This is a genomic window from Palleronia abyssalis (assembly GCF_900302445.1).
GTDB lineage: Bacteria > Pseudomonadota > Alphaproteobacteria > Rhodobacterales > Rhodobacteraceae > Palleronia > Palleronia abyssalis.
Map to the genome: position 1 here is coordinate 80,931 of NZ_ONZF01000004.1, position 25,953 is coordinate 106,883.

General features: G+C 65.5%; 24 protein-coding genes, 1 other RNA gene and 2 pseudogenes. 19 read left to right on the plus strand and 8 right to left on the minus strand.

Annotated features, from left to right (window positions below):
- Positions 1-34: 34 nt before the first annotated feature.
- The 5 genes from PAA8504_RS10600 to PAA8504_RS10620 are packed head-to-tail and all read left to right on the plus strand — an operon-like array spanning position 35 to position 5,193.
- Complete coding sequence (locus tag PAA8504_RS10600; RefSeq protein WP_108894164.1) at positions 35-1,555, plus strand: sugar ABC transporter ATP-binding protein; 1,521 nt, start codon at positions 35-37, stop codon at positions 1,553-1,555.
- Entirely contained in the window at positions 1,552-2,520 is a 969-nt protein-coding gene (locus tag PAA8504_RS10605) for an ABC transporter permease (protein ID WP_108894165.1), read from the plus strand. Before PAA8504_RS10600 ends, PAA8504_RS10605 begins: the two co-directional genes overlap by 4 nt.
- Positions 2,517-3,524, plus strand: coding sequence for an ABC transporter permease (locus tag PAA8504_RS10610; RefSeq protein WP_108894166.1), 1,008 nt, complete (start codon positions 2,517-2,519; stop codon positions 3,522-3,524). The genes PAA8504_RS10605 and PAA8504_RS10610 overlap by 4 nt, the downstream gene beginning before the upstream one ends.
- A complete protein-coding gene (gene rhaM, locus PAA8504_RS10615) occupies positions 3,521-3,838 on the plus strand; it encodes an L-rhamnose mutarotase (RefSeq protein ID WP_108894167.1) in 318 nt (105 codons plus the stop codon). The genes PAA8504_RS10610 and rhaM overlap by 4 nt, the downstream gene beginning before the upstream one ends.
- Positions 3,835-5,193 carry an FGGY-family carbohydrate kinase gene (locus PAA8504_RS10620; RefSeq protein WP_108894168.1) on the plus strand — a complete coding sequence of 453 codons (1,359 nt, stop codon included), beginning with the start codon at positions 3,835-3,837 and terminating at the stop codon, positions 5,191-5,193. Before rhaM ends, PAA8504_RS10620 begins: the two co-directional genes overlap by 4 nt.
- Here the strand turns inward: PAA8504_RS10620 and PAA8504_RS10625 are convergent.
- Positions 5,190-6,230 carry an ion channel gene (locus PAA8504_RS10625; protein WP_108894169.1) on the minus strand — a complete coding sequence of 347 codons (1,041 nt, stop codon included), beginning with the start codon at positions 6,228-6,230 and terminating at the stop codon, positions 5,190-5,192. The genes PAA8504_RS10620 and PAA8504_RS10625 overlap by 4 nt on opposite strands.
- Positions 6,231-6,363: 133 nt before the next feature.
- On the opposite strand from PAA8504_RS10625, the gene PAA8504_RS10630 reads away from it, so the two are divergent.
- Positions 6,364-7,338, plus strand: a complete 975-nt coding sequence (locus PAA8504_RS10630; RefSeq protein ID WP_108894170.1) for a quinone oxidoreductase family protein — start codon at positions 6,364-6,366, stop codon at positions 7,336-7,338.
- Between the two features lie 4 nt (positions 7,339-7,342).
- Here the strand turns inward: PAA8504_RS10630 and PAA8504_RS10635 are convergent, their stop codons facing one another.
- The 5 genes from PAA8504_RS10635 to PAA8504_RS10655 all read right to left on the minus strand — a co-directional run bounded on the left by PAA8504_RS10635 (position 7,343) and on the right by PAA8504_RS10655 (position 12,304).
- Complete coding sequence (locus tag PAA8504_RS10635; RefSeq protein ID WP_108894171.1) at positions 7,343-7,939, minus strand: VOC family protein; 597 nt, start codon at positions 7,937-7,939, stop codon at positions 7,343-7,345.
- Between the two features lie 61 nt (positions 7,940-8,000).
- Positions 8,001-9,023, minus strand: a complete 1,023-nt coding sequence (locus PAA8504_RS10640; protein ID WP_108894172.1) for a uroporphyrinogen decarboxylase family protein — start codon at positions 9,021-9,023, stop codon at positions 8,001-8,003.
- Between the two features lie 67 nt (positions 9,024-9,090).
- A complete protein-coding gene (locus tag PAA8504_RS10645) occupies positions 9,091-10,605 on the minus strand; it encodes an amidohydrolase family protein (RefSeq protein WP_108894173.1) in 1,515 nt (504 codons plus the stop codon).
- A gap of 26 nt (positions 10,606-10,631) precedes the next feature.
- Positions 10,632-11,435: an IclR family transcriptional regulator domain-containing protein gene (locus tag PAA8504_RS10650; RefSeq protein ID WP_108894174.1), complete on the minus strand. Its 804-nt coding sequence runs from the start codon at positions 11,433-11,435 to the stop codon at positions 10,632-10,634.
- Positions 11,432-12,304 (minus strand): dioxygenase family protein, encoded by an 873-nt coding sequence (locus PAA8504_RS10655; RefSeq protein ID WP_108894175.1) that lies wholly within the window; start codon positions 12,302-12,304, stop codon positions 11,432-11,434. The genes PAA8504_RS10650 and PAA8504_RS10655 overlap by 4 nt, the downstream gene beginning before the upstream one ends.
- 119 nt (positions 12,305-12,423) lie before the next feature.
- Here PAA8504_RS10655 and PAA8504_RS10660 point away from each other — a divergent pair, with 119 nt between their 5' ends.
- From PAA8504_RS10660 to PAA8504_RS10705, 10 genes and pseudogenes are all read left to right on the plus strand, one after another.
- Positions 12,424-13,233 carry a citryl-CoA lyase gene (locus tag PAA8504_RS10660; protein ID WP_108894176.1) on the plus strand — a complete coding sequence of 270 codons (810 nt, stop codon included), beginning with the start codon at positions 12,424-12,426 and terminating at the stop codon, positions 13,231-13,233.
- Positions 13,230-14,372, plus strand: a complete 1,143-nt coding sequence (locus PAA8504_RS10665) for a CaiB/BaiF CoA transferase family protein (RefSeq protein WP_108894177.1) — start codon at positions 13,230-13,232, stop codon at positions 14,370-14,372. The genes PAA8504_RS10660 and PAA8504_RS10665 overlap by 4 nt, the downstream gene beginning before the upstream one ends.
- Before the next feature lie 27 nt (positions 14,373-14,399).
- On the plus strand, positions 14,400-14,801 hold the full coding sequence (locus tag PAA8504_RS10670; RefSeq protein WP_108894178.1) for a YciI family protein: 402 nt from the start codon (positions 14,400-14,402) through the stop codon (positions 14,799-14,801).
- A gap of 23 nt (positions 14,802-14,824) precedes the next feature.
- Complete coding sequence (locus PAA8504_RS10675) at positions 14,825-15,883, plus strand: C4-dicarboxylate TRAP transporter substrate-binding protein (RefSeq protein ID WP_108894179.1); 1,059 nt, start codon at positions 14,825-14,827, stop codon at positions 15,881-15,883.
- 16 nt (positions 15,884-15,899) lie between these two features.
- Positions 15,900-16,466 (plus strand): TRAP transporter small permease subunit, encoded by a 567-nt coding sequence (locus PAA8504_RS10680; protein ID WP_245897587.1) that lies wholly within the window; start codon positions 15,900-15,902, stop codon positions 16,464-16,466.
- A complete protein-coding gene (locus PAA8504_RS10685) occupies positions 16,463-17,773 on the plus strand; it encodes a TRAP transporter large permease (RefSeq protein ID WP_108894180.1) in 1,311 nt (436 codons plus the stop codon). Before PAA8504_RS10680 ends, PAA8504_RS10685 begins: the two co-directional genes overlap by 4 nt.
- A 10-nt stretch (positions 17,774-17,783) precedes the next feature.
- A complete protein-coding gene (locus PAA8504_RS10690) occupies positions 17,784-18,314 on the plus strand; it encodes an NADPH-dependent FMN reductase (protein WP_108894181.1) in 531 nt (176 codons plus the stop codon).
- A gap of 61 nt (positions 18,315-18,375) precedes the next feature.
- Entirely contained in the window at positions 18,376-18,579 is a 204-nt protein-coding gene (locus PAA8504_RS10695) for a DUF6324 family protein (protein WP_108894182.1), read from the plus strand.
- A 1,172-nt stretch (positions 18,580-19,751) separates the two neighbouring features.
- Positions 19,752-20,004: pseudogene (locus PAA8504_RS22955) on the plus strand (transposase zinc-binding domain-containing protein); the annotation flags it as partial.
- 971 nt (positions 20,005-20,975) lie between these two features.
- Positions 20,976-22,348: pseudogene (locus tag PAA8504_RS10705) on the plus strand (IS1182 family transposase); the annotation flags it as partial.
- A gap of 483 nt (positions 22,349-22,831) precedes the next feature.
- Here PAA8504_RS10705 and PAA8504_RS10710 read toward each other — a convergent pair.
- Positions 22,832-23,293, minus strand: a complete 462-nt coding sequence (locus PAA8504_RS10710; protein WP_108894404.1) for an MmcB family DNA repair protein — start codon at positions 23,291-23,293, stop codon at positions 22,832-22,834.
- An 87-nt stretch (positions 23,294-23,380) separates the two neighbouring features.
- Here PAA8504_RS10710 and ssrS point away from each other — a divergent pair.
- The 3 genes from ssrS to PAA8504_RS10720 all read left to right on the plus strand — a co-directional run bounded on the left by ssrS (position 23,381) and on the right by PAA8504_RS10720 (position 25,665).
- Positions 23,381-23,535, plus strand: a non-coding RNA gene (ssrS, locus tag PAA8504_RS22960) — 6S RNA.
- 82 nt (positions 23,536-23,617) lie between these two features.
- Positions 23,618-24,886 (plus strand): AAA family ATPase, encoded by a 1,269-nt coding sequence (locus PAA8504_RS10715; protein WP_108894184.1) that lies wholly within the window; start codon positions 23,618-23,620, stop codon positions 24,884-24,886.
- The gene (locus PAA8504_RS10720) at positions 24,883-25,665 is read left to right on the plus strand and encodes a COG3904 family protein (protein ID WP_108894185.1); all 783 of its coding nucleotides are present in this window, start codon (positions 24,883-24,885) and stop codon (positions 25,663-25,665) included. The genes PAA8504_RS10715 and PAA8504_RS10720 overlap by 4 nt, the downstream gene beginning before the upstream one ends.
- Here the strand turns inward: PAA8504_RS10720 and PAA8504_RS10725 are convergent.
- Complete coding sequence (locus tag PAA8504_RS10725) at positions 25,654-25,878, minus strand: hypothetical protein (protein ID WP_108894186.1); 225 nt, start codon at positions 25,876-25,878, stop codon at positions 25,654-25,656. The two genes, PAA8504_RS10720 and PAA8504_RS10725, sit on opposite strands and share 12 nt — an antisense overlap.
- Positions 25,879-25,953 lie beyond the last annotated feature (75 nt).

The following is a 25,953-nucleotide window of genomic DNA, read 5'->3' on the forward strand; positions in this document are numbered from 1 at the left end:
GGGCCGGTCCCCCACGCGATCCGGGGAGGGACCCATGAAGGACGACAGAACCACCGACACGCCGGTCCTCCGGCTCAGCGGCATCACCAAGACATTCCCCGGCGTCATCGCCCTGTCGAAGGTCGAGCTTGCGCTCTATCCCGGGCAGGTCACCGCGCTGGTGGGCGAAAACGGCGCAGGCAAATCGACGCTGGTGAAGATCCTTACCGGCATCTACCAGCCCGACGAAGGCCGGATCGAGGTTGACGGGACCGAGACCCGTTTCCCCACCGCGACCGCCGCGCAGGATGCGGGCGTCACCGCCATCCACCAGGAAACCGTGCTTTTCGACGAGCTGACGGTGGCCGAGAACATCTTCCTCGGCCACGCCCCCCGCGGCCGTTTCGGCCTGATCGACTGGTCCGTCATGAAGGCGCAGGCGACCGAGATCCTGACCCGCATCGGCGCGAAACTCGACCCGATGAAGCCGCTGCGCGACCTCGGCATCGCCTCCAAGCACCTCGTCGCCATCGCCCGCGCCCTGTCGGTCGAGGCCCGCGTCGTCGTCATGGACGAACCCACCGCCTCCCTTAGCCAAGCCGAGATCGAAGAGCTCTACGACCTCGTCGACCGCCTCAAGGCCGACGGCAAGGCGATCCTTTTCATCAGCCACAAGTTCGACGAGATCTTCCGCATCGCCGACCGCTACACCGTCTTCCGCGACGGCGAGATGGTCGATGCCGGGATGATCGACGACGTGACCGAGGACGCGCTGGTCGAAAAGATGGTCGGCCGGTCGATGGACGCGATCTTCCCCCAGCGACACAGCACCCCGGGCGAGGAAATCCTGCGCGTCTCGGGCTATTCCCACCCGACCGAGTTCGCAGACATCAATTTCGGCCTCCGCCAGGGCGAGATCCTGGGCTTCTACGGCCTTGTCGGCGCGGGTCGGTCCGAATTCATGCAGGCGCTGTTCGGGGTGACCAAACCCTCGAAGGGCGCGGTGAAACTCGACGGCAAGGTCGCCGTCATCCGCTCCCCCGCCGAGGCCATCGCCAAGGGCATCGTCTACGTCCCCGAAGACCGCGGCAAGCAGGGCGCCATCACCGCCATGCCCATCTTCCAGAACGTCACCCTGCCCTCGCTGTCGCAGACCTCGAACAAGGGGTTCGTGAAGATGGCCGACGAGTTCGCGTTGGCCCGCAAGTACACCGAACGGCTGGACCTGCGCGCTGCCTCGCTGGATCAGAACGTCGGCAACCTGTCGGGCGGCAACCAGCAGAAGGTGGTCATCGCCAAGTGGCTGGCGACCAAGCCCAAGGTCATCATCCTCGACGAGCCCACCAAGGGCATCGACGTCGGATCTAAAGCCGCCGTCCACGAATTCATGGCCGAACTCGCCGCCGAAGGGCTGTCGGTCATCATGGTCAGCTCGGAAATCCCCGAGATCCTCGGCATGTCCGACCGCGTCATCGTCATGCGCGACGGCCGCATCGCCGCTGAGTACGAGCGCGACGAGCTGACCCCCGAAAAACTCGTCCGCGCCGCCGCCGGATACCAGGAGAGTGCCGCGTGACCCAATTCATCAAATCCCGCGAGGCCATCCTTCTGGCCGCCCTCATCGCCCTGATCCTGCTGGTCGAAACCCGGTTCAGCGGCTTCGCGGCCCCCGGCAACCTCGCGCGCGTCTTCAACGACACCTCGATCCTGATCATCCTGGCTCTCGGCCAGACGCTGGTGATCCTGACCCGCTGCATCGACCTGTCCCAGGCGTCGAACCTCGCGCTGACGGGCATGGTCACCGCCATGCTGAACGCGGCCATGCCCGGCATCCCGGTGATCGCGCTGATCTCCATCGCCGTCTTGCTGGGCATCCTGATGGGCGCCTTCAACGGCATCCTCGTCTGGAAGCTCGACATTCCGCCCATCGTCGTGACGCTGGGCACGCTCACCATCTACCGCGGGATCATCTTCCTCGTTTCCGGCGGCGAATGGGTCAACTCCCACGAGATGAGTGCGTCCTACAAGGCCTTCCCCCGCGCCGAATTCCTCTCCCTTCCGGTCATGGCCTGGATCTGCATCGCCACCATCGCCGCCTTCGCCATCCTCGTGACCCGCACCCCGCTGGGCCGCGCGTTCTATGCCGTCGGCGGCAACCCCGGCGCGTCGGTCTACACGGGCATCGACGTGGGCCGCACCCGCTTCATGGCCTTCACCATCGCGGGCGGCCTTGCGGGCCTCTGCGGCTATCTCTGGGTCGCGCGCTACGCCGTCGCCTACACGGATGTCGCGGGCGGGTTCGAGCTCGACATCGTCGCCGCCTGCGTGATCGGCGGCATCTCTATCGCGGGGGGCCTTGGCACCGTGACGGGCGCCGTTCTGGGCGCGCTGTTTCTTGGCACCATCAAGAACGCCCTGCCCGTCGCCGGCGTCTCGCCCTTCTGGCAAATGGCGATCTCGGGTGCCGCGATCATTATCGCCGTCGCCTTCAACCGCCGCCGCGAACCGGGCCGCGTCATCCTCAAGGAGGTCGCACAATGAGCATCACGGACGGCACCCAGCCCCGCAACGTCCCCGACCGCCTGCATGGCCGCCCCACCCGCATCCTGCGCTCGTGGGAGCTGCTCCTTGCCGGCATCGCGATCCTGATCTTCCTCGCGAACACGCAGGCCAGCCCCTACTTCCTCGACCCCTGGAACCTCAGCGACGCGACCTTCAACTTCACCGAGAAAGCCTTCATCGCCTTCGCCATGGCGCTGCTGATCATCAGCGGGGAAATCGACCTGAGCGTCGCCGGCATCATCGCGCTGGCCTCCACCGCCATGGGCTGGGCGCTTCAATTCGGCATCGGCACGCCGGGCCTCATCGTGATCGGCCTGACCGTCGGCCTCGTCTGCGGCGCGTTCAACGGAGTCCTCGTCACCCGCCTCGGCCTGCCGTCCATCGTCGTGACCATCGGCACGATGAGCCTGTTCCGCGGGATCAGCTACATCGTTCTCGGCGATCAGGCGTTCAACGGCTACCCCACCGACTTCGCCTTCTTCGGCCGCGGCTACGTCTTCTGGGTCATCTCGTTCGAACTGGTCCTGTTCTTCATCTTCGCCGCGATCTACGCGTGCGTCCTGCATTTCACGAATTTCGGCCGCCAGATCTACGCCATCGGCAACAACCCCACCGCCGCGACCTTCTCAGGGATCCGCGTCGCACGGGTGAAGATGATCCTGTTCCTGCTGACCGGCCTCATGTCCGGCATCGCCGCCGTCTGCCTGACCGCGCGCCTCGGCTCCACCCGCCCCTCCATCGCCTTCGCGTGGGAGCTTGAGGTCGTCACCATGGTCGTCTTGGGCGGCGTGTCGATCCTTGGCGGCGCGGGGTCCATCCTTGGCGTCGTGATCGCGGCGGTCATCATCGGCCTCGTGACCTTCGGCCTCGGCCTTCTGAACGTGCCGGGCATCGTCATGTCCATCTTCATCGGCGCGCTTTTGATCGGCGTCATCGCCATCCCGCGCCTCATCCGCCTCATCCGAACCGGAAAAGCCGCATGAGCCAGAAACACGCCTTCCTCATGAAACTGATCCCGGGTTGCGAGTCCGAGTATCAGCGCCGCCATGACGAGATCTGGCCCGACCTCGTGGACCTGCTGCACGAATCCGGGGTCAGCGACTATTCGATCCATCTCGATCGCGAAACATCGACCCTTTTCGCCGTTCTCTGGCGCACCGACGATCACACGATGGGCGACCTGCCGTCCCACCCGGTGATGAAGCGCTGGTGGGACCACATGGCCGACCTGATGGTCACGAACGCCGACGCCTCCCCCTACGAACGCCCCCTCGACACGGTATTCCACCTCGCATGACCCCTGCCCGCATTGCCGTCATCGACATCGGCAAGACCAACGCCAAGCTGGCGCTGGTCGACGCCGCCACCTTGCGCGAACTCGCGGTCGAGACGCGCCCCAACACCGTCCTGCCCGGCCCGCCCTGGCCGCATTTCGACCTCGCCGGCCATTGGGAGTTTCTGCTCGACGCCCTGACCCGGTTGCAGGCCGACCACGGCATCGACGCGATTTCCGTCACCACCCACGGGGCCGCGGCGGTGCTGCTGGACAAGGACGGCGCGCTAGCCGCCCCGATGCTGGACTATGAACACACTGGCCCGAACGACCTCGCCGCCGAATACGACGCCATCCGCCCGCCGTTCTCGGAAACGGGCTCGCCCCGTCTGCCCATGGGCCTGAACCTCGGCGCGCAGCTTCACTGGCAGTTGCAGGACCCCGACCTCGACGCGCGCGTGGCCCATGTCGTCACTTACCCCCAATATTGGGGCTTCCGCCTGACCGGCAAATTCGCGACCGACGTAACCTCGCTCGGCTGTCACACCGACCTGTGGAACCCGTGGACGGGCGCCCCCTCGTCGCTGGTCGAAACGCTGCGCCTGACCGACCGCCTCGCCCCCGCGCACCATTCGTCGGACGTGCTTGGCCCGATCACGCCCCAGATCGCGGCCCGCACCGGCCTGCCCGAAACGACCCCCGTCGTCTGCGGCATCCACGACAGCAACGCCTCGCTCTACCCCCACCTTGCGGGGCGGAGCGCGCCCTTCTCGGTCGTCTCGACCGGCACATGGGTCATCGCCATGGCCGTGGGCGGCGACCCCGTGGCGCTCGATCCGGCCCGCGACACGCTGGTCAACGTCAACGCCCATGGCGGCGCCGTCCCCTCGGCCCGCTTCATGGGCGGCCGCGAATACGAGGTCCTGCGTCCCCATCCCGACGCGGCCCCCACCGACGCCGACCGCGCCGCTGTTCTTGCCGGCCTGTTCATCCATCCCGCGGTCGAGCCGGGAACCGGCCCCTTCCCCGACCGCCGGGGGGGCTTCACGTCCAATCCCGAAACCCCGGGCCAGCGCACCCTTGCGCTGTCATGGTACCTTGCGCTGATGACCGACACCTGCCTGTCGCTGATCGGCGCGCAGGGGCCCGTCATCGTGGAAGGCCCCTTCGCCCGCAACGCCGATTACCTGAACATGCTGTCCGCCCTGCGCAGGGAGGTCGAGGCCAGCCCCTCGGCCACCGGAACCTCGGTCGGGGGGGCGTTGCTGTTCGTCGATCGCCATAGCGAGGGGCCCGAACACCGCATCGCCGCCGGCAACCCCGCCCCCCTGCGCGCCTATGCCGACGAATGGCGACGCCGGATCGCGTCAGCCCCCTAGGTCAGGTCCACCTTTGCGGGCAGCCGCGTCTCGGCGATGTAATAGATCGTCTGCCCGGCCGACAGCTCGGTCCCCGGACGCATGGCCATGACCGGATCGCCCCCATCCTCAGGGCGATACCCGATCAGCGTCGCTCCGTGGCCGTCGAGAAGCGCCGCCATGGCCCGATCCACGGTAATGCGATCGGGCCCCGAAAGGCGCGCGGAATGCAACGTCGCTCCGACTCGGGTCGACACCAGCCGCCGCAAAAGGTCGCTGGCGCCCGGATCGCTCAGGGATCGGGCCACTTGCTCCACCGTGTTCGAGGTCACCGTCTCGATCTTCGGGCAATGCGTCTCGACCAGGTCGGCCGGCGCACGGTCGCGGAAATAGGCGACGCAGTGGCCCGCCACGTCCAGCGCACAGATGGCCAGGCAGGCGGTCAGGCTCTCGTCGTCGCTTTCGGCCAGGATCACCACGAAATCGGCCCGCGCGATCCCCGCCCTGTTCAGATCGGTTGGATTGGCCAGCGAGGTGGCGCGCACCCAGTCCCACCCGGCCTTCACCGTGCTCAGGTCATGGGTCGAGACGATGACCACGTCGCGCGCCCCGTGCAGGTGCTGCGTCTCTTCCAGCAGGCGGTCGGTCTGGCCTTCCACCCGCCCGATCACGACCAGATGCCCGCTTTTGTCCGAAAAGTCCCCGTGACCGTTCATGATCTGACGCAACCCCATGCTGACCTCGCCGACGATCTTGCCCACGACGAAGGCAAAGATCGAGATGGCGCCGGGAATGACCCAAAGCGCCGTGAACAATTTCCCCGCCGGGCTTTGGGGCGAGAAATCGCCATAGCCCACCGATGACCCGGTCACGATGTAGAAATAGACGAACTGCAACGCCGACGAGACCAGCGGCGTCTCGCCCAGCACGATCAGCCCGGCCGCCGCGCTGGCCGCGTGGGCCAGCGTGACCAGCAGGGTAAAGCGCCAGCTTGCCTGCGTCGCGTGCCGCGCCGCCTTGCGCATCAGCCGCATCGCGAATGTCGGAAAGTTCGCCATCGAAATCCAGCCGTCCCCGCCCGGTCCCAGACATCCCCAAAGGGACCGCGAATGTAAAGGAAGCGACGACCGGTCTGGCGCAAGCGACCGCGCGCCTTAGGTCAGAGGCGGTTGACCGATGGGAGGGGACGGGATGGCACGAACCATAGTGATCGAGGCGGCCGGCGGGCCGGACATGTTGACGATGGTGGATCGGGACGTCGCCGATCCCGCCGCCGGAGAGGTGCGCATCCGTCACCGGGCCTGCGGGCTGAACTATATCGACGTCTACCAACGCATGGGCCTCTATCCCCTGACCCTGCCCCATCCCCTGGGGATGGAGGCGTCGGGCGACGTCGTGGCCGTGGGCGCGGGTGTCACCCACCTGAAGGAAGGCGACCGCGTGGCCTATGCGTCCATGCCCCCCGGCGCCTATTCCGAAGAACGGGTGATGCCCGCAGCACAGGTCTGCCCCCTGCCCGATGGCATCTCGTATGAGACCGGGGCGGCGATGATGCTTCAGGGCATGACCGTGGAATACCTGTTCCACCGCATCACCGACATCACCAAGGACGACCGCGTGCTGTTCCACGCCGCGGCGGGCGGGGTCGGCCTGATCGCCTGCCAATGGGCCCGGTCCGAAGGGATCGAGCTGATAGGTACCGCAGGCTCGGACGAGAAATGCGCCCTGGCCCGCGACCATGGCGCGACGACATGCATCAACTACCGCGACACGGACTTCGCGCCCCACGTGAAGGAAATCACCGGCGGCGCGGGCGTGGACGTGGTCATGGACGGCGTGGGCAAGGACACGTTCGACCCCTCGCTGGATTGCCTGAAGCCGCTGGGGTTCATGATCTCTTTCGGGAACGCCTCTGGCCCGGTGCCGCCGGTCGATCTGCTGACACTGGCCGGCAAGGGGTCGCTGAAGCTGACGCGCACCACGCTGTTCACCTTCCTGGCCGATCACGACCGGTGTCAGGCGATGGCCCGGCATCTGTTCGACAAGGTCCTGTCCGGCGACGTGGAGATCCGCATCGGCCAGACCTTCCCGCTGGAGGATGTGGCCGACGCACACCGTGCGCTGGAATCGCGTCAGACCACCGGATCGACGATCCTGACGCTGTGATCCGTCAGTAGGGGTTTTTCGGGGCGCGGCTGTCCGACAGGGTCTGCTGCGTCCGCTCCACCAGACCCTCGATCGCGTCGGCCAGATGCTCGCGGTCGATATGGTGATCGCCGCGGGCGACGCGGATGCGGTGCGCCTCGATCATCACGTCGGCATGGCGGCAACCCTCGGGCGGCTCGAACCGGTACGAGGCCAGCTCGATCAGGAAGCCCAGCGGGTCCTTGAAATAGATCGAGTCCATGAACCCCCGGTCCTTCGCGCCGGAATGGCTTATCCCCCGCGCGTCCAGCCGTTTCTCGATCTGCCAGAAGGTCGCCTGGCTGACGTTCAGTGCAAGGTGATGCACGCAACCGGGGTCGGTCGGGGTGCGGGTGATGTCTGGCGTGCGATCCTCTCGCGTGAAGATCGTGATCAACCGCCCGTCGCCGGGATCGAAATACAGGTGCGACTCGCCTTCGGAATCCAGGTTCGGCTGCTCGAAGATGAACGGCATCCCCAGAACGCCTTCCCAGAAGTCGATCGAGGTCTGACGGTCCGCACCCACCAGCGTGATGTGATGAACCCCTTGCGTCTGGATCTTGCGATGTTCGGTCCCGGCCATGTCGCCCCCCTATGTTACTCCTTGCGCGGGGCGAACGGACCGCCCGCCCCGCGCGACGATATCAGGACATCTCGGCCCTGACGATGGCCGCGCCCTCGGCCATGGCTTTCATCTTGCCGAAGGCCACGTCGCGGGGCAGGTATTTCAGCCCGCAATCGGGCGCGACGATCACCCGCTCGGGGTCGACATGCGGCAGCGCACGACGGATGCGGCCGGCAATCGTCTCCGGCGTCTCGATCTTCATGTCCGACAGGTCCAGCACGCCCAGGATCACCGTCTTGTTCTTCAGGTTCTCAAGAACCGAGGTGTCCAGCTCGGACTGCGCCGTCTCGATCGAGACCTGGTTGCACGTGCAGTCCTTCATCTGGGGCAGGAAGGAATACCCCTCGGGGCGCGCGTGGATGATCGCGGCGTAGCCAAAGCAGATATGGACCGCCGTGGTCCCCGCAGCCCCGTCCAGCGCCGCGTTCAGTGCGTCCAGCCCGTATTCCTCGGCCGCCTCGGGGCGGGCCTGCATGTAGGGCTCGTCCAGCTGCACCACGTCCGCACCGGCGGCGAACAGGTCCGCGATCTCTTCCTTGACGGCGGCGGCATAGGCCAGCGCCAGCGCCTTGGGGTCGCCGTAATGGTCGTCCTGCGCCTGCTGGCTCATGGTGAAGGGGCCGGGCAGCGTGATCTTCACCATCCGGTCGGTATGGGCCTTCAGAAACTTCAGGTCCTCGACCTCGACCGCGTGCATCCGGCGGATGTCGCCGGTCACGCGCGGCACCGGGTTGGGGTGGCCAGACCGGTCCAGCGCCTCGCCGGGGTTGTCGATATCGACACCCGAAAGCGCAGTGGCGAAGCGGTTGGAGTAGCTCTCGCGCCGGATCTCGCCATCGGTGATGATGTCCAGACCGGCCTCTTCCTGCAGCTTGATCGCTTCCAGCGTGGCCGAGTTCTGCGCTTCCTCCAGGTGCTCTTCGGGGATGCGCCACAGCTCCTTGGCGCGGGTGCGGGGCGGGAAACGGCCGCCCAGTTTCGAGCGGTCGATGATCCATTCGGGCTGCGCGTACGAGCCGACGAGAGATGTGGGGAACAGCATACGGGTCTATCCTTGGATGGAGAAACCGGCGCGCGGGCACCCGCGCGCCGGAGATGTCAGGCAGGCGTCAGGCGAACAGGTCGCGCTCGATCCCGGCGGCCTCGAACAGGTAATCGCGGCTGGCCTCCAGCTCGCCCGTCAGGCGGGGCACGTCGAAGCCCTGCAGCGCGCCCTGCCATTTCAGGATCCGGCCCGCGACCATCACCGTGTCGACATTGTTGCGCTCCATCAGGGTGACCACGGCGCCTGGCGCGTTGTTCAGGGGCGCGACGTTGATCGCCTGCGCGTCCAGCAGGATGATGTCGGCCTCCTTGCCCGGCGTCAGCGAGCCGACCTTCGACCCCAGTCCCAAGCCTTCCGCGCCGCCCATCGTGGCGTGACGAAGCGCGTCCATGCACTGCATCAGCGCGGGGTAATCCTCGGCCCCGTTCAGCGCGGCCTCGTTCACCCACATCCGTTGCAGGGTGATGAAATGGCGCATCTGCGTGAAGAAATCCGCCGTCATCGTGCATTCCACGTCTGTGGAAAGCGACGTCGACATCCCGCGGTCGATGCAGCGCTGGATCGGCGGCTGGCCGTGGCGCATGTGCATCTCGATCGGGACGGAAAGCGACACATGCGCGCCCGCATCCGCGGCATAGCGCCAGCCGTCATCGTTCATCCCGGTCATGTGAATGAAGATGTTGTCGGGACCGAACATGCCCGCCGCGCCAAGCGCGTCGAAGGTGGGCTGCATCCCGAACGTGCCCACGACATGCAGCGCGATCTTCAGGCCCAGCTCGCGCCCGATCTCCCATGCGGTCTCGTAGCCGGGGATATAGATTTCGCCGCCCATGACCATCGTGGTCAGCTGGTCCTCTGACGAGAAGTACTGCTCCTTGATGCGGCGCGCGTCCATCGGGTACTGAAGCCGGTCGCCGGTCCCCTCGAAATAGCCGAACACGCCGCGCCGTCCGGCGGCTTGAAGCCCTTCGATGGCGGCATCGGAATGCTCGGGCGAGTGGTGGATCTGGCTGACATCCATCACGGTCGTCACGCCCGCGTCGATCTGGGAAATGCCGCCGAACAGCTCGTTGATATAGACATCCTCGGGCCGGTAACGCCCGGCGAAGTTCCCGAGGATCGTTTCGTAGTAGTTCGACGCGTTCGCCGGCCGGCCATCGTTGACCAGGATGCCGTTCGCCAGCTGGCTGCGCAGCGCCGTCTCGAACTGGTGATGGTGGGTATCGATGAAGCCCGGCATGACGATCTTGCCGTCCGCCTCGATCACCGCGGCGTCGGGCGCATCGATGGACGTCCCGACCTCGACGATTCGCTTGCCTTCGATCAACACGTCGCCGGTCGCGAAATTGCCCACGGACTCGTCCATCGACATGACGGTCCCGCCCTTGATCAGCACGCGGCGACCCGGATCCCCAGCGCCTTCGGGCGGACCGGACTGGACATGCGACGCCGCCTGCGCCGCGCCGATTCCGCCGAATCCGGTCACAGCCGCAGCCGCCCCGATGGCCGATCCCTTCAAAAGATCCCGCCGCGAGGGGCAAGGTTTCTCCGGCCGGGCCGGGTTACACAATCTGCACATCAATCTTCCTCCCTGTGAATGGTCGTTCAGCCCGCCAGAACCGATTGCAAAGCGGGATATTTCAGGATGTCGTGGCCGATGGCCGAAGCCGTGGCCGTCAGTTCGGGCAGGCGTTTCTCGACCAGCTCGTCGGGGCTGACCATGCCGGTGTAGCCCGAGGTATTCAGCGCCGCGACCGTGCGGCCCTGCGCGTCGCGGATCGGCACGGCCAGCGCGGTGATGCCGTAATCCAGCTGATCCACCGTGGTCGAATACCCGTTGCGCCGCGCCACCATCACTTCGGCGCGCAGGGCCTTGGGGTTTGTGCAGGTCTTCTCGGTCAGGCGCTGGGGGTCGTAACGGGCGAGGTAGGCGTCGATTTCCTCGTCCGTGCGGCCCGCTAGAAGGATCCGCCCCATGGACGTCGCATAGGCCGGATAGCACGCCCCCACCACGGCCGCCTTCCGCCGCGCCCGCTGCTGCGAGTAATGCGCGACGTAGATCACGTCGTCGCCCGACAGCACCCCGACCGAGGAGGCGTCGCCGAAGGTCTCGACGATGCCGCGCACGGCGGGTTGCAGGATCTCGTCGATCCCGGCCGAGAAATAGACCCCCGACCCCAACGACATCACCTTGGGCGTCAGGTGGAACCGCTTGGCGGTCTGGCCGACATACCCCAGATGCGACAGCGTAATCAGCGACCGACGCGCGGCGGCGGGCGACAGACCCACCCGCCGCGCGATTTCGGACAGCGTCATCTCGGGGTGCACGGAATCGAACGCCTCGATGATCGCCAGCCCCTTGGCCAGCGCCTCGACGAATTCCGCAGGGCGTTCGGCCGTCTGTGTCACCGCTTCTTGCTTTCCGGGGCGAGCACGAAGTCGAACTTGAACATCGCGTCGGGCTTCTTCTCGGTCTCCAGCCCCAGCTCGTCCGCCTTCTTCGCCGGTTCGATCTTCGCGATCAGCGACTTGCGCACGCCGAACACCGCGTCGTTGTCGATGTATTCGCTGTTCTCGAAGAAGACCTCGGTCGTGATGTCCTGCATCCCTTCCGCGCGCACGATGTAGTGCAGGTGCGCCGCACGCCAGGCATGGCGGTTGCCGGCCTTCAGAAGCCGCCCCACGGGGCCGTCATAAGGGACCGTATATGGCTTGGGCAGGACGGTCGTATACCAGTACCGCCCCTGATCGTCGGCGGTGAACTTGCCGCGCAGGTCCATCTTGTCCTGGCCCTGCGCCTGCTCCTGGATGGGATAGGTGCCGCTGGCATCGGCCTGCCACGTGTCGATGATGGCACCCGGCATGGGTTTGTGCAGGCTGTCGGTCACCGTGCCGTGAACCAGCACCGTCACCCCGTCGCGGTCGTCGGCCAGATGCGCGCCCAGCTTCTTCTCGGGCGCATTGTCCAGGTAGAACGGCCCGAGATTCGACCCCTCGGTCGCACCCCCGCGGGTGTTGATCATGTCGACCAGCGCGGAAAAGCCCAGGACGTCCGACAGCAGGATGAACTCGTGCCGCTCGGGCGTCGAGATCTGCCCGCAGTCATAAAGGAAGTTCAGCACCCCCATCCATTCCTCGTGAGTGATGTTCAACTCGCGCGTGGCGTCGTGCAGGTGGTCCAGCACCCCGTGCAACAACGTCTCGAACCGGCTGCCCGGTTCGGTCTCGAAACTGTCCTTCACCGCCTGGGTGATGCTGAACTGATTGATATCGCTCATGTCTTCTCCTCCCTGATCATCGTGGCCGATATTTTACCTTGACCTGTAGGTTAGACATGTCATTCTTTTCGGCAAGAGGAAATTTTTTCGCTATACGAAAATTTGGGGAGGAAGCCACCATGCGCATCGGCAAGCAGGACAATGCCCTGACCGCCATCGCCACGTCCGACGCCGAAAGCGTGACCGTCCGTGGCCTCGATCTGTGCGACGACCTGATCGGCAAGATCGACTTCACCGACTATTTCTGGCTGCTGGTGCTGGGCGACCGCCCGACCGACGCGCAACGCAAGATGATGGATGCGTGCCTCGTGTCGATCGCGGAACACGGGCTGGTGCCCAGCGTGCAGGCCGCGCGGATGACGCTGGCGGCTGGCCCCGAGGCGTATCAGGGCGCGATGTCCGCAGGTATCCTTGGCATGGGCTCGGTCGTCGCTGGCTCGTCCGAGGTCGGCGGGCGCTATCTGCAAGAGGTCGTCGACAAGGCCGAGGCGGACGGAACCGATCTGGAAACCGCCGTCATCGCCAGCCTCGAGGATCACAAGGCCCAGAAGCGCAAGGTCGCCGGTCTGGGCCACCCGCAGCACGCGGATGGCGACCCCCGTGCGCATCGACTGCTGGCCATCGCCCGCGATCTGGGTGTGTCCGGCAAGTATTGCGAGGTGCTGGACCTGCTGGGCAAGCACGCCACCGACATCATCGAACGCCCGCTGCCCATCAACGTCTCGGGCGCGATCCCGGCGACGATCATGGATGCCGGCTGGCCGTTGCAGGCGCTGAAGGCGGTGCCGATCCTGGCCCGCACCGCCGGTCTGGCCGCCCATCTGTATGAAGAGGCGAACCGTCCCATCGGCTTCATCATGTCGAACCACGCCGATCTGGCCATCAGCTACGACGGCAAAACGCAAGACGGGAAGGAGGCCGCGGAATGAAGATCCTCAAGGACATCCGCGTGGTCGAGCTGGGCACATACATCACCGGCCCCGCCGCCGGCATGCATCTGGCCGATCTGGGCGCCGACGTCATCAAGGTGGAACGCCCCGGCACCGGCGATCCGTTCCGCGCCTTCAAGGGCGGCCTCTATTCACCGCACTACCAGACCTACAACCGCAACAAGCGGTCCATCGCGCTGGACACCAAGAACCCGGAGGATCGGGCGGTGCTGCACGATCTGGTCTCGACCGCGGACGTGTTCATCCAGAACTTCCGCCCCGGCGTGGCCGAAAAGCTGGGCGCGGGCGAGGAAGAGCTGCGCAAGGTCAAGCCCGACCTGATCTACTGCGCGATCTCGGGCTTCGGAACGTCCGGCCCGTCGCGCGACCGGCCGACCTATGACACCGTGGCGCAGGCGGCCAGCGGCTATCTGCGCCTGCTGACACCGCCCGACAACCCGCGCGTCATCGGCCCCGCCATCGCGGATTCCGTGACCGGCCAATACGCTGCCATGGCCTGCCTCGCCGCGCTGCTGGAACGATCGAAATCCGGCGAAGGACGGCGCATCGACATCTCGATGCTTGAGGCGATGACCCATTTCAACCTCGACAGCTTCACGCACTACTATTCCGTGGGCGAGGTGATGGGCCCCCTGTCGCGCCCCGTAGTCAGCCAGTCCTACACGTTCGAATGCAAGGATGGGAAATGGATCGCCATCCATATGTCCAGCCCCACCAAGTTCTGGGAAGGCATGCTCGAGGCGACCGGCCAACAACAGCTCGCCGACGACCCGCGCTTTGCCGAACGGCTGGAACGGATCAAGCACCAGGACGACCTGATCGAGATCCTGACCCCCGTCTTCAAGCAAAAGACCCGCGACGCATGGGCCGACCTTCTGCTGAAGAACGAGGTGCCCCATTCGCCGGCCTACGACAGCGACGAGGCGCTGGAGGATCCGCAGGCGCAGCACCTTCAGATCAAGGTCAGCACGCCGTCGTCGGAACTGGGCACGTTCACCACCGTCCGCCCCCCCTACAATTTCGACGGCGCGCCGGAACTGGACGTCATGCCACCGCCCACGCTGGACGAGCATGGCGCCGAGATCCGGGCCGAATTGCAAAAGCGTAAGGCCGGCTGACCCGAACCACGCTTTGGGAGGAGCGAGATGAGCGACGACAACCCGAAATCCGTACCCGCAGGCGTGGTGCTGGAGGCCTCGAAGGGGATGCTGCAAAAGCAGCTCTTCGCGATCTTCACGTCCCCGACCGACGGGATGGGCCCGATCTTCGCCAACATGGAAGAGCATCTGAACTTCCAGGTGTCCCTCGAGGCGGAAGGGGTGCTCTACGCCGCCGGTCCCCTGTGGACCGATGACGGGTCCGAGTGGGAGGGCGAGGGCATGGTCATCGTCCGCGCCTCCTCGCCCGAAGCGGCGGCCGAGATCGCCAACCGCGATCCGATGCACAAGGCGGGCGCCCGCACGTTCCGGGTGCGCCCGTGGCTGATCAACGAAGGGTCGGTGACAATCCGGCTCGATAACTCGACGCAGACATTCAAGATCGACTGACGTCTTTCAGGGAGGAGACCCAAATGAAAACCACACCGCTTCTCGGCGCGCTTCTGGCCAGTGCCATCGCCGTTCCTGTCGCCGCGCAGGAAACCATTAACCTGACCGTCGCATCCTCGCACCCGACCGTGGTGCCGTGGGTCGGCATGATCCAGAGCCATTTCATGGCCCGCACGGACGAGATCCTGGCCGAGACCGGCAATTACGAGATCCAGTGGAACGAAGCCTTCGGCGGCCAGCTTTACAAGGCGAACGCCACGCTGTCCTCGGTCGAGCAGGGCATCACCGACATCGGCTGGGTCTTCTCGTTCCTCGAACAGGCCAAGCTGCCGCTCAGCCAAGCGTCGTCCAACGCGCCCTTCGCGACGGCCAACCCGCCGGTGCTGCTGGACACGATGCAGGACCTGATCGAAAACAACGACGCCTTCCGTGAAGAGTGGGAGCAGCACAACATCAAGGTGCTGGGCCTGACGGCGACCGACCTCTACGACATCTATACCAAGGAACCGCTCGAGGGCATCGACGACATCGACGGGATGAAGATCTCGGCCCCCGGCGTGCTGGGCAACTGGCTGCGCGGCACGGGTGCGAACGCCGTCGACGGTGCGCTGACCACCTACTACACCGACGTGCAGACCGGCGTGTCCGACGGCGCGCTGACGCTGGCCCTGGGCGCGCTGCCGATCAAGCTTCACGAGGTTGCCCCCTATATCAACCGCTTCGACGGCGGGGCCGCGTTCTCGGGCGCCGTGGCGATCAACCAGGACAGCTGGGACAGCCTGCCCGAAGAGGTGCAGAACGCCATGATCGAGGCGGGTGAGTATTACACCGAAAGCCACGGCCAGGATCTTGTCGACCGCCACGAAGCGGCGCTGGATGCAATGGTCGAGGCGGGCGCCACTATCGTTCAGATGCCCGAGGGCGAGACCGAGAAGTGGGTCAACAAGCTGCCCAACATCGCGCAGGACTGGGCGGCCCCCCTGCAAGACCGCGGGATCGACGCCAACGCCTTCCTGACCGCGTACATGGAAGGTCTGCGCGAGCGGGGCGAGGATCCCGCCCGCGACTGGGATCAAGAGTGATCGCAGGTCCGATCTCGTGAGTACAGGACCCCGCAACCCGGGCGCCGCCGATCCGGCGGCGTCCCAGCCAGACCCGACTGTCGTTCGGGTCTGGCATCGCCTGGTCGAGGCGCTGGCCGCCCTTGGCACCTTCATGATCGGTATCCTTGGCCTCATCATCTGCGCCGACATCCTGGCCCGCAACGCCATGGGTGCATCACTACCCCTGGTGTCCGAGATGGGCGCCCTGCTCGTGGTGATGATCGTCGCCCTGCAACTGGCCGCCGCTGTCCGCTCAGACCGCCTTGCCCGCACAGAGGTCTTCATCGTGCCCCTGACCACCCGTTTTCCCCGCATCGGCGCGGCCCTAGCGCTGATTTTCAGCCTCGTGGGCGCATGGATGCTGGGCCTCATCGCCATGAACACCTTCGACATCCTGGCCGATGACTGGACCTCGGCCGAGTTCATCGGCATCGTCGGCATCGCCACCCTGCCCACATGGCCGTTCCGCGCCCTGATCCTTGTGGGCTTCGCGGTGGCGGCGCTTGAATTTCTCGTCCGTGCCCTGGTCGAGGCGCGCTTCATCCTCCGGGGTCGCACATGAGCCCCGTCGAGGTCGGCACCTACGCCATCTTCGCCCTGATCGCCCTGATCTGGATCGGCATGCCCATCGGTGTCGGCATGCTGGTCGTGTCCTTCATCGGTGTCACCCTGATCCGCAACGACGCGGTGGCCGTGAACATGATGGCGTCCGTCGCCAATGACAGCCTGGAGGAATACCTCTACGCGGTGGTGCCCCTGTTCGTCCTGATGGGGCTTCTGGTCACCGTGTCCAATGTCGGGCGCGACACGTTCGACGTGTTCCAGCGGATGCTGGGCCGGATCTCGGCCGGGCTTGGCATGGCCACGGTCTTCGCCAACGCCGTCTTCGCGTCGATCACCGGCATTTCCATCGCGTCGGCCACCGTGTTCTCGCGCATCGCGGTCCCCGAGATGACGCGCCACGGCTATACCCGCAAGTTCGCCACCGGGGTGGTCGCGGGGTCGTCCGTGCTGGGCATGCTGATCCCGCCCTCGCTTCTGATGATCGTCTACGCCGTCCTGGCCGAACAATCGGTCGGCGCCATGTTCCTTGCGGGTATCGGTCCGGGCCTGCTGCTCAGCTTCGTGTTCTGTGCGGCCATCGCCTGGATGGCCCGGCGCAACCGCAGCTTCGTGTTCGAGACGGACGATACCGAGGACTACGAAAGCATCGGCGCGTGGGCCGTCATGCAGAAATTCATCCCGATCCTGGCCCTGATGATCGTCGTTCTGGGCGGCCTCTATGGGGGGTTCCTGAACCCGACCGAGGCCGGCGCCGCCGGGGCTGCCGGTGCGCTGATCATCGCCCTGCTGCGCCGATCACTCGACCGCCGCTCGTTCTGGCGCCTGCTGGTCGAGACCGGGCAGATCACCGTGTCGGTCCTGTTCCTGATCCTCGCCGCGACGTTCTTCAGCCGGATGCTGGCGCTGTCGGGCGTCCCTCGCGAGCTGGCCGAGTTCTTCCTGGGCAACTCCATCGGGCCATGGGGCTTTCTGGTCCTGTACCTTTTGCTCATCATCGCGCTGGGGTGCCTGATCGACTCGATCTCGATCATGCTGATCATGCTGCCCATCGCCCTGCCCGTCGCGGATGCCGCCGGGTTCGACCTGATCTGGTTCGGGGTGCTGACCGTCGTCGCGGTCGAGATGGGGCTGCTGACCCCGCCCTTCGGCCTGTCGGTCTACACGATCAAGTCCGCAATGGACGACCCCGACCTGAAGGTGGGCGAAATCTTCCGCGGCACTTTCCCGTTCGTCCTCGCGATGGCCGCCAGCCTCGTGATCCTCATCCTGTTCCCGTCCATCTCTACCTGGATTACCCGGATATAAGGCCCTTCCCATGACCAATCTGCTTTTCCTCTGCGGCAGCCTGCGCGCCGCGTCCTCCTCCCGCGCCCTGGCGCAGACGCTCATGGACCGGATTGCCGACCGCGCCGACAGCGAACTGGCCGATATCGGCGCCCTGCCCCACTACAACGCGGACGTGGAGGGCGACCCAACCGTCGCCGCCTTCGTCGAAAAGGTGGGCGCCGCGGATGGCGTCGTGTTCGTCACCCCCGAATACAACTACTCCATTCCGGGCTTGCTGAAGAACGCGATCGACTGGGCCTCGCGCCCGGCATTCGAGTCGGTCTTCAAAGGCAAGCGGTGCCTTGTCGCCACCGTCTCGGGTGGGGCGACAGGTGGTGTCCGGGCCCAGTCGCATTTGAAATACACGCTGAACGGGATGCTGGCCCGCGTCCATCTCGACAAGGAGATCGTCGTCCCCTTCGCCAACGCCAAGGTCGAAGACGGCACCTTCACCGATGCCGACATCCTGTCCTTCGCGGGCGCGCAGCTCGACGACTTCCTGGGTACGCTGGGCACCTGAGGCCGCTTGCACCGCCCCGCCGCGGGCGGTAGGCCAAGCCATCCAGACAGGAGCGCGCATCATGGGCATCAACGACCCCTCGGACACGTCCGCCAACCTTCAGATCGGCCCGACCGACGCCGGCATGGTCCGCATCTATGTCGAGGCCGATGGCGGGATCGAGGTGCCGATGGATTTCGAACCCGACGAGGCCGAAGAAATCGCCGAGGAGATCCGCGCCGCCGCGCAAGGTGCCCGCAACATGAGCCGCAAGAAAAAGCGTTAGGGGACAGCACCGTATAGGTCTGCCTTTTTCATCGGAGGCGGCACCTCTGACCCGGCGGCCTACTCCGAAGCGGCCTTTCGCTGCGAGCGGCCGCAGGCCGGACTCGGACTAAGCCGCTCTCGCGGCAGGGTGCAGGGCCGAGCGTTTGACGCCGATCTGAGCGCCGCGCTTCTGCGATCGATTTTCGGGCCGACGATCGGGACCTTCTCGATCGTCAGATCGCAGGTTCCCATGGCGCAGAAGACCACACCGCTTCGCGTGCGGATGATCGAGAATCATGAACATCCATGAGATGGACGACATCCGGGGGATCAAGGTGTTCACCCGGCTTCTCGGGCCATCTCCCGACATCGCCCCCCGGACGCTCTCGGCCCCCACCAGCTCCACATGACCGAGTCCGGCGTCAGGCCGCCAACCTTCAACGCGCACATCATGACACTGGATCTCCGAGACTGACGCTGCCCCACCGCGGCAACGGTTCCCCTGACCTCTTGGGGACGACGTGCAAGCAAGAGCAGATGTACAAGCACATGCAGTTCCGCCGCCAACCGCGAGGTCTGCCCGTCGTTCTGAGCATGGGGGATGTGCTCAGGATCCTTCCCGCCGCACCGGGCCCGGGTCTCAAGTACCGCGCGGCAAGCAGCATCCCCTACAGGGCCGGATTGCGTACCTGCTAGGTCTGCGATCCCAAAGTCAGCAACCTCGTGCCGGAGGCGCGTCTTCGACACAACGACCGCGCCCGGATGCTGATCCATGTCGAGCATGACAAGGGGCACAAGGATCGCCAGGCCATGCTGTCGCCAGGTCTCCTCAAGTTTCCCCGGGCATACTGGCGCGCGGCGCGCCCCGCGGGCTTGCTCTTCCCCGCTGCCCGGCAGACGCATGCATGCATTCGCCGACAAGGGGTCAAGACAGGGGGCAAGCCGAAGATCGACCCGATCTCGGCCCACGCCAGATGAGCCACGCCGTGCTGACCGCAAAGCAGCTCGCAGGTATAACCGGGCCCTCCACCTTGCATACGCGTCGCGCAATGGACGCGCCTTTCGGCTCCATGCCACAGCTTCGCCACGCACCTGCTGGCGGCCAACGCCGATATCAGGATGTCCAGGTTCTGCTTGGCCATGCCAAGGTGAGGGGTGCTTCCGAGGCCGGGACCCGAGTAGACCGCGGGGATGCCCCGGCCGGTGCTCACCGACATCTTCCGCGCCGTCACGCCGGAGGTGTGCATCCAGCACGATAGGACTGCGTGGCAGCGGGCCATGTCGGCCTTGGCCAGTTGAAGGTCATGTCCCTCGACCGGCAGCGCATCGCGCAGCGATGTCCCGAGTGGGAAGATCCAAGCTTGCCGCACGGAAGCGCGGCGGGCACGCGAAATGTGGCCACCAGCACATCGCCTGCAACTCGTGCAAGAACCGGCATTGCCCGTCGCGCTGAAAGCGCGCGTCTGGCGCGGACTGCCCAAGGATCGGCGGCCCGCCAGACCGCTCCCACGCCGCCCGCAACCGCAATGTCGAGGCCATCCGCCGTCTGTTTGGCGCCCAACCGCCCGCCGCAGACAAGGCGACGGACATCGATCCGGCCCCGCCGCTCACCCCCAGGCAGCCATACGCCGATTGCTGCGGGGCGAAACACTGTCGAAACTTTCCAGCGCGGCGAGCGACGCCTGACCAGCGCGCCGCCCCGAAAGGTTGCCACATGATGACAGGGCCATCCTTTTCACCGACCCCGATCCGGAGCGAGCCAACGTTCCGGCAACAGGAGCGCCATGCGTCCGTCGATCCCCCCGGCAAGAACGGCGCCGAAACGGCATCGCCTCTGACCGTCCTTCGGCAGCGGATCACCTTTGCGGACCGCGGCAAAGACCCTGGATCCCGGTCGGGGCCATGCCCGGGAATACAAGCGCCAACGGCCCGGTGCCGCTTGCCCCACCGGGCACGACCAGACCCCCGCGGCGGCGTCCTGGTCAGGTTTTCCAACGTGATCCGTTACCGCGCAGGAAGCAGCCTTCACGCCGCGGCCCACATCGAAAAGCCCCCGACTTTGCGGACCTTCGTTCCCCTCGTCCGAGGCCACCAATCGCCGGCCCGATGGGCTTGCGGCTGGCTGCACTCCACTCGGCTATTTACTTTTTCCTCCGCCAGCGGGGCCGTTTGAACGACCTCCGCCCGATGGATTTCCCGTTTGACTGGGCCATCCGCCACCGTTGCCTTGTCCCTTACCCATCGCTTTCTCCTTTTCGTTGATTGACACCCTAGATCATCACCTGTGACTTCGGAATTTTTATGCCGATTGAACAAACCTGAGCCGCGTCACTGGGCTAATTTCGTTGGATAACTCGCGCTTGATCGAGGGGCGTGGTGCTGATTCAATTCTGCCAATGGGCGGGAGGGTCGGCGATGATGGGACCAAGGCAGGAAGCGCAACCGGCGCTGTTCCACGAGTTCTCGCTGGAGGATCACGTCCCTCAAGATCACCTGCTTCGCTCCATCGACCGCTTCGTGGATTTGAGCAGTATCCGCGGCCATCTTGCGGATTTTTACAGGCACACCGGCGTCCGTCCGTCGATCCCGAGCTCTTGATCCGGATGCTGCTGGTCGGCTATTGCTTCGGCATCCGGTCCGAGAGACGGCTGTGCGAAGTGGTTCATCTGAACCTGGCATATCGCTGGTGCTGCCGGCTCGACCTTGCTGACCGCGTGCCGGATCACTCGACCTTCTCCATGAACCGGCATGGCCGCTTCCGCGAGAGCGAGATGCTGCGCCACCTGTTCGAGACGACTGTTGCGCGCTGCATCGAGGAAGGTTTGGTCAGCGGCCAGCGTATGGCCATAGACGCCAGCCTGATCGAAGCGGATGCCAACAGGCAGAACTCGACGCCGAAGGAGGAATGGGACGCATCCACCATTGACGCAGCTGATGCGTCCCGCGCGGTTCGCGAGTATCTCGACACGCTGGACGCGGCTGCCTTCGGCGCCGCCAGCGAGGTCCAGCCCAAGTTCACTTCGCACTCTGATCCGGCCAGCCAGTGGACCGCGGCGCGCAAGAGTCCGGCTTTCTTCAGCTATTCCGATAACTACCTGATTGATACAGATCACGGCGTGATCGTCGATGTTGAGGGGACGCGCTCAATCAGGCAGGCCGAGGTTGGATCGGCGAAGACCATGTTGAAGCGCGTAAAGGAGAAGTACGACTTGCACCCCGAACGGCTGATCGCAGACACGGCGTATGGCTCGGGCCCGATGCTGGGCTGGCTGGTCGATCGCAAGATCGCGCCGCACATTCCGGTTATCGACAAGGCTAGACGCACCGACGGCACCTGGTCTCGATCCGACTTCGAGTGGGACGCCGAGAACAACCAATATATCTGCCCCGAGGGCGAGACGCTCAAGCAGTTCCGTCGGAACTACTCGGACCCGACCCGCGGTCCGACCGGTAAGGGCGTGGCCAAATACCAAGCCCTGAAACACACCTGTCAAGCCTGCCCGTCCAAGCCGAAATGCTGCCCTAACGCCGACGCTCGAAAGATCACCCGCGAAGAGCACGAAGACGCCCGGGACGTCGCCCGTGCCATCTGGAAGACCGAGCAATACGCGGTCTCATCCAAGCTCCGAAAGAAGGTCGAGATGCTGTTCGCCCACCTCAAGCGCATCCTCGGCCTCGGAAGACTCCGACTACGGGGACCATGCGGCGCGAACGACGAATTTCTCCTCGCTGCCACCGCCCAGAACCTCCGGAAACTGGCGCAGATCTTTCCTGCACAGCAGCAATCGCGCCCTGTGAGGAAAGGCCCCCGCGACCAGTTCCGACGCCGGCATTCTGCGACAGAAAACCGGCGTTTCACCATAGAATCGGCTCCAAACCGTCATTCGCCGCGCTCGGCTCGAACGGCAAGCAGACGGACGGGTAGTACTAGGCCCAGGAACCTTCCTTTGCATTTACGAGGCGGATGATCGCGACAGGGTTGGACACCCAGTCGCCGTCGAAATTGTTACCAAGATCTTCAATGCCGTCACATCCGACGACATTCGTCCTTGTCGGAGCGTCGTTGCAGCTTCACCGGCATTGTCTGTGACGATCTCCAGCCACAGCTCGGCCCGGCTCATGGCCAATACTTTTCGATCCAGAGATTGTTGGGCCCGAACACATCGCCGCGGAACCGCCCTTTCAGGCGTTCGCCGCGCGCTGCCTGGACGGCAGCTTCGAATGCCGGCGAGCGCGGCGCATGAGAGGCAGGTCTTCGTGATCCTTGTCGGTCAGACCCCGCCCAGCGCCGCACCCGGATCGCGCAGCGCGTGCAGGCGCCGCGCAGCATGGATGGCGAATTTCTGAATCATCACCTTGCGCCGCGCGGGGGCCAGCCTGGCCTCGGTCCCCATGCGCAGGATTTCGGCGTCATAGGCATCCGCAATCATCAGCCCCTGATCCTCGGGCAAAAGGTCGGTCGGAAACTCGGAATCCACGGCCCAGAAATAGCGGTCGCACCAGTCCAGGTACCCCTGCCATTTCGCGTCGCCCATGAAGTCAGCGCGGCAGGATTTGCATTCGACGATCCAGATCTCTCCCTTCGGACCCAACGCCATCACGTCGACGCGCAGGCCGGGGCTGGGCACCAGTTCTTCGACGCAGACAAACCCGTGCGAGATCAGTGATCTGCACACACCCCGTTGCAGAAGCTGTCCGGGTCGGGGGCTTGGATTTACAAAATCTTCTGGCATGGCGATATAGTGAACAAAGTGGAAACAAAATTCAAGGCCGCGCGCCTCTTGCCAGTCGGCCCGCCCCCTCTTACCTGTCATCACAGACGGGCACTGCCCTTCCCGTGACGGGAAAATTCCGGTGGCCTTAAGCAAATCCGAGGGAGCTGGCTCTGGCAGGGCCGTGGTTCTGCTACCTGGCGCCCACCTGTATATACAGGTCCTCGGGAATTTAAACACCCCACGGTTGCGGTGGTCCCGTCTACCTATCCCCCTGACCCCCAAGTGATTTGGCAATCGCGCGCGATGCCCCCATAGTCACGCGGCTTGACGGGGGACTGATCCATGAAGAACGGCACCGATCCACGCCACGTGCGTGAGCTCGAGGGGCATCTGAGCTGGCTCGACAGCTTTTCGGGGGCCGCGCTGGGGGTGCTGTCGGCGGCATCGGGCATCTACACCTACCTGGGCGTGTCGTCCCTGTTGGATTCCACCGGGGCGCTGTCGGTCTTCGCCGCACTGGCCTATTCCATTGCCGTGTCGGTCGGCATCTTCGTCTTCTGGTCCTACCTCATGCGGCTTCTGCCCGCGATGCGCACCGCATCGGCGCGGCTGGGCCTGTTTGCCTCCATGGCGCTGGGGTCGGTGGCGATCATCGCCATGTCGTCATGGCTGAACGCCGCCGCGCTGGCTGGGGCGGCGGCGGTCGAACAGCACCTTGCGCGAACCGTTCAGGAATACCAGGAATCGCTAGAGCGGGCGAACACCATCGCCGTTTCGGCCCAAGCGCTGGAGCGGGACGTCGCCCGCGTCCGCCAGTCCTTCGAAGACCTCTCCGAACAGGAGGCGACCGGCGACCTCTCGGGCATCTCGGGGCGGGGCGCCGTGTTCCGCGTGTTGACGCAGAAGGCCGACGAGCTGGCCGCGCTGGAACAGCAGATCGCCCAACAGGGCCCCGCCGTCGCGCAGGCCTTCGCCGAAGGCAACGAGATCCTGTCGCGCATGCGGTCCCTGACGGTCGAGCCGGGCCCGGTCGAGGCACGGTCGGTCGAGTTCTCCGAGGATGCCGTGCGACTGGCCGGCCTCATCACGCAGCTGCGCCAGTTGTCGGTGGCCCCCTTGGTCCTGCGCGCGGCGAACGACCTGTCGGCCAGCGTTGTCCAGCCCGCGCTCAGCGCGACCGAAGCCACCGCCGTGGGTCAACGCGCGACCATCGACAGTGTGCTCGAACTCCTGGCCCAGCGGGCCGAGACACTGGCCGCCGCCGCAGCCGAGGTCGCCGCGATGCAGCCCCCGACCGAGGTCAGCTATACCCCGATCTCGGCCGCCGACGCGGTGATCCGCTATGCCGGGAACTTCGTCCCCTCCTGGGCCGGGGCCATCGCCATCGATCTGCTTCCGGCGGTGCTGGTCTTCATCCTGATGGTCTCGCACGGGGCGATCCGCACTTCGCGCGACCGCGTCGCGATCGAGGATCAGATGACCGTGGCCGAGCTGCGCGCCGCAATGATCGCCCTGCGCGAGGTCGAAGGGCAGGACACCCCGGCGCCGCCCGTCGCTCGATCGCCCGAGGCGCCCGCAAAACCCACGCCGATCCGCGGGGCGGGTGAATGAACGTCAGCTCTGGCCTCGTCATCAAGGGCATCCTGGGGCTGCAACTGGCCATCGGGGTCGCGCTGGTGGCTGGCGATCTGTCGACCGGCATCCCGCGATTCCCCACGACCACCCGCGCGCCCGACCTGGACCAGCCGGTGCGCCCCGGCGACCAGACGCGCCGCTTCCGGCCCGCCGATCTGCCCAGCGCGCCGAACCGCCCTTTCCCGCCGACACCCGACATGCCCGACCGACTCGGCTTGGCCGAAGCCGAGCTGGACGGCCGCCGCGTGATCCGCATGGTCGGCAGCATCGCGATGGGCGATGCCGAACGTCTGCCCGACCTGCTGGCCGCCCGCTTCGGGGGCGACGACGCGCCAGAGGCGCTGCTGATCCATTCGCCCGGCGGGTCGGTGGACGACGCGCTGCGCCTTGGCCGCGCGGTCCGCGACCTTGGCCTGAGGACAGAGATCGCGCCGGGCGACGTCTGCCTCTCGGCTTGTCCCTACCTGTTCGCGGGCGGCGTGGACCGACGCGTGCAGGACGGTGGCGCCCTGGGCGTCCACCAGCACTATTTCGGGGAAAACACGGTGCTGCCTGCCTTCCTCGCCGTCGAGGATATCCAGCGCGGACAAGGCCAGGTGATGGGCTACCTCGACGAAATGGGATTGAACCCGCTTCTGATGCAGCACGCTCTGACAACCCCGCCCGAAGCGATCTACATCTTCGTGCCCGAGGAGCTGGAGCGATATGACATCGTCACCCCGCCCGAAGGCGAGGCTGCAGCATCACCGACTTGAGCGAATGCGCAGGCGCTGCGGCTCTGGCTCGGACGACAGCCGCACCAGGATTAACTGAACCGACAGGAAGAACAGCGCCGTCAGGGCAAAGATCGATGCGATTTCGGTCGTCCCGACCCCGCGGACGCCCGCCGTATTGAAGGCATAAAGTGCGCCCAGAAAGCCGCTCGCGGCGACGATACCAGCCATTATATGAAACAGAACACCACGCATCCAAGCCTCCCTACTCGCTAGAAAAAGGAAACAGAGGTCGCGCCCCTGCGGTTCCCCGGCGCCATCGCAATCGCC

What these genes read in the sequence shown, in the direction of transcription:
- PAA8504_RS10635 (WP_108894171.1), bottom strand. Translation starts at nt 7,939, where the DNA reads ATGGCCGGGACCGAACATCGCAAGATCCAGACGCAAGGGGTTCATCAC.
- PAA8504_RS10630 (WP_108894170.1), top strand. Translation starts at nt 6,364, where the DNA reads ATGGCACGAACCATAGTGATCGAGGCGGCCGGCGGGCCGGACATGTTG.
- PAA8504_RS10640 (WP_108894172.1), bottom strand. Translation starts at nt 9,023, where the DNA reads ATGCTGTTCCCCACATCTCTCGTCGGCTCGTACGCGCAGCCCGAATGG.
- PAA8504_RS10670 (WP_108894178.1), top strand. Translation starts at nt 14,400, where the DNA reads ATGAGCGACGACAACCCGAAATCCGTACCCGCAGGCGTGGTGCTGGAG.
- PAA8504_RS10690 (WP_108894181.1), top strand. Translation starts at nt 17,784, where the DNA reads ATGACCAATCTGCTTTTCCTCTGCGGCAGCCTGCGCGCCGCGTCCTCC.
- PAA8504_RS10695 (WP_108894182.1), top strand. Translation starts at nt 18,376, where the DNA reads ATGGGCATCAACGACCCCTCGGACACGTCCGCCAACCTTCAGATCGGC.
- PAA8504_RS10645 (WP_108894173.1), bottom strand. Translation starts at nt 10,605, where the DNA reads ATGTGCAGATTGTGTAACCCGGCCCGGCCGGAGAAACCTTGCCCCTCG.
- PAA8504_RS10715 (WP_108894184.1), top strand. Translation starts at nt 23,618, where the DNA reads ATGAAGAACGGCACCGATCCACGCCACGTGCGTGAGCTCGAGGGGCAT.
- PAA8504_RS10665 (WP_108894177.1), top strand. Translation starts at nt 13,230, where the DNA reads ATGAAGATCCTCAAGGACATCCGCGTGGTCGAGCTGGGCACATACATC.
- PAA8504_RS10685 (WP_108894180.1), top strand. Translation starts at nt 16,463, where the DNA reads ATGAGCCCCGTCGAGGTCGGCACCTACGCCATCTTCGCCCTGATCGCC.
- PAA8504_RS10610 (WP_108894166.1), top strand. Translation starts at nt 2,517, where the DNA reads ATGAGCATCACGGACGGCACCCAGCCCCGCAACGTCCCCGACCGCCTG.
- PAA8504_RS10625 (WP_108894169.1), bottom strand. Translation starts at nt 6,230, where the DNA reads ATGGCGAACTTTCCGACATTCGCGATGCGGCTGATGCGCAAGGCGGCG.
- PAA8504_RS10620 (WP_108894168.1), top strand. Translation starts at nt 3,835, where the DNA reads ATGACCCCTGCCCGCATTGCCGTCATCGACATCGGCAAGACCAACGCC.
- PAA8504_RS10660 (WP_108894176.1), top strand. Translation starts at nt 12,424, where the DNA reads ATGCGCATCGGCAAGCAGGACAATGCCCTGACCGCCATCGCCACGTCC.
- PAA8504_RS10675 (WP_108894179.1), top strand. Translation starts at nt 14,825, where the DNA reads ATGAAAACCACACCGCTTCTCGGCGCGCTTCTGGCCAGTGCCATCGCC.
- PAA8504_RS10655 (WP_108894175.1), bottom strand. Translation starts at nt 12,304, where the DNA reads ATGAGCGATATCAATCAGTTCAGCATCACCCAGGCGGTGAAGGACAGT.
- PAA8504_RS10600 (WP_108894164.1), top strand. Translation starts at nt 35, where the DNA reads ATGAAGGACGACAGAACCACCGACACGCCGGTCCTCCGGCTCAGCGGC.
- rhaM (WP_108894167.1), top strand. Translation starts at nt 3,521, where the DNA reads ATGAGCCAGAAACACGCCTTCCTCATGAAACTGATCCCGGGTTGCGAG.
- PAA8504_RS10720 (WP_108894185.1), top strand. Translation starts at nt 24,883, where the DNA reads ATGAACGTCAGCTCTGGCCTCGTCATCAAGGGCATCCTGGGGCTGCAA.
- PAA8504_RS10725 (WP_108894186.1), bottom strand. Translation starts at nt 25,878, where the DNA reads ATGCGTGGTGTTCTGTTTCATATAATGGCTGGTATCGTCGCCGCGAGC.
- PAA8504_RS10710 (WP_108894404.1), bottom strand. Translation starts at nt 23,293, where the DNA reads ATGCCAGAAGATTTTGTAAATCCAAGCCCCCGACCCGGACAGCTTCTG.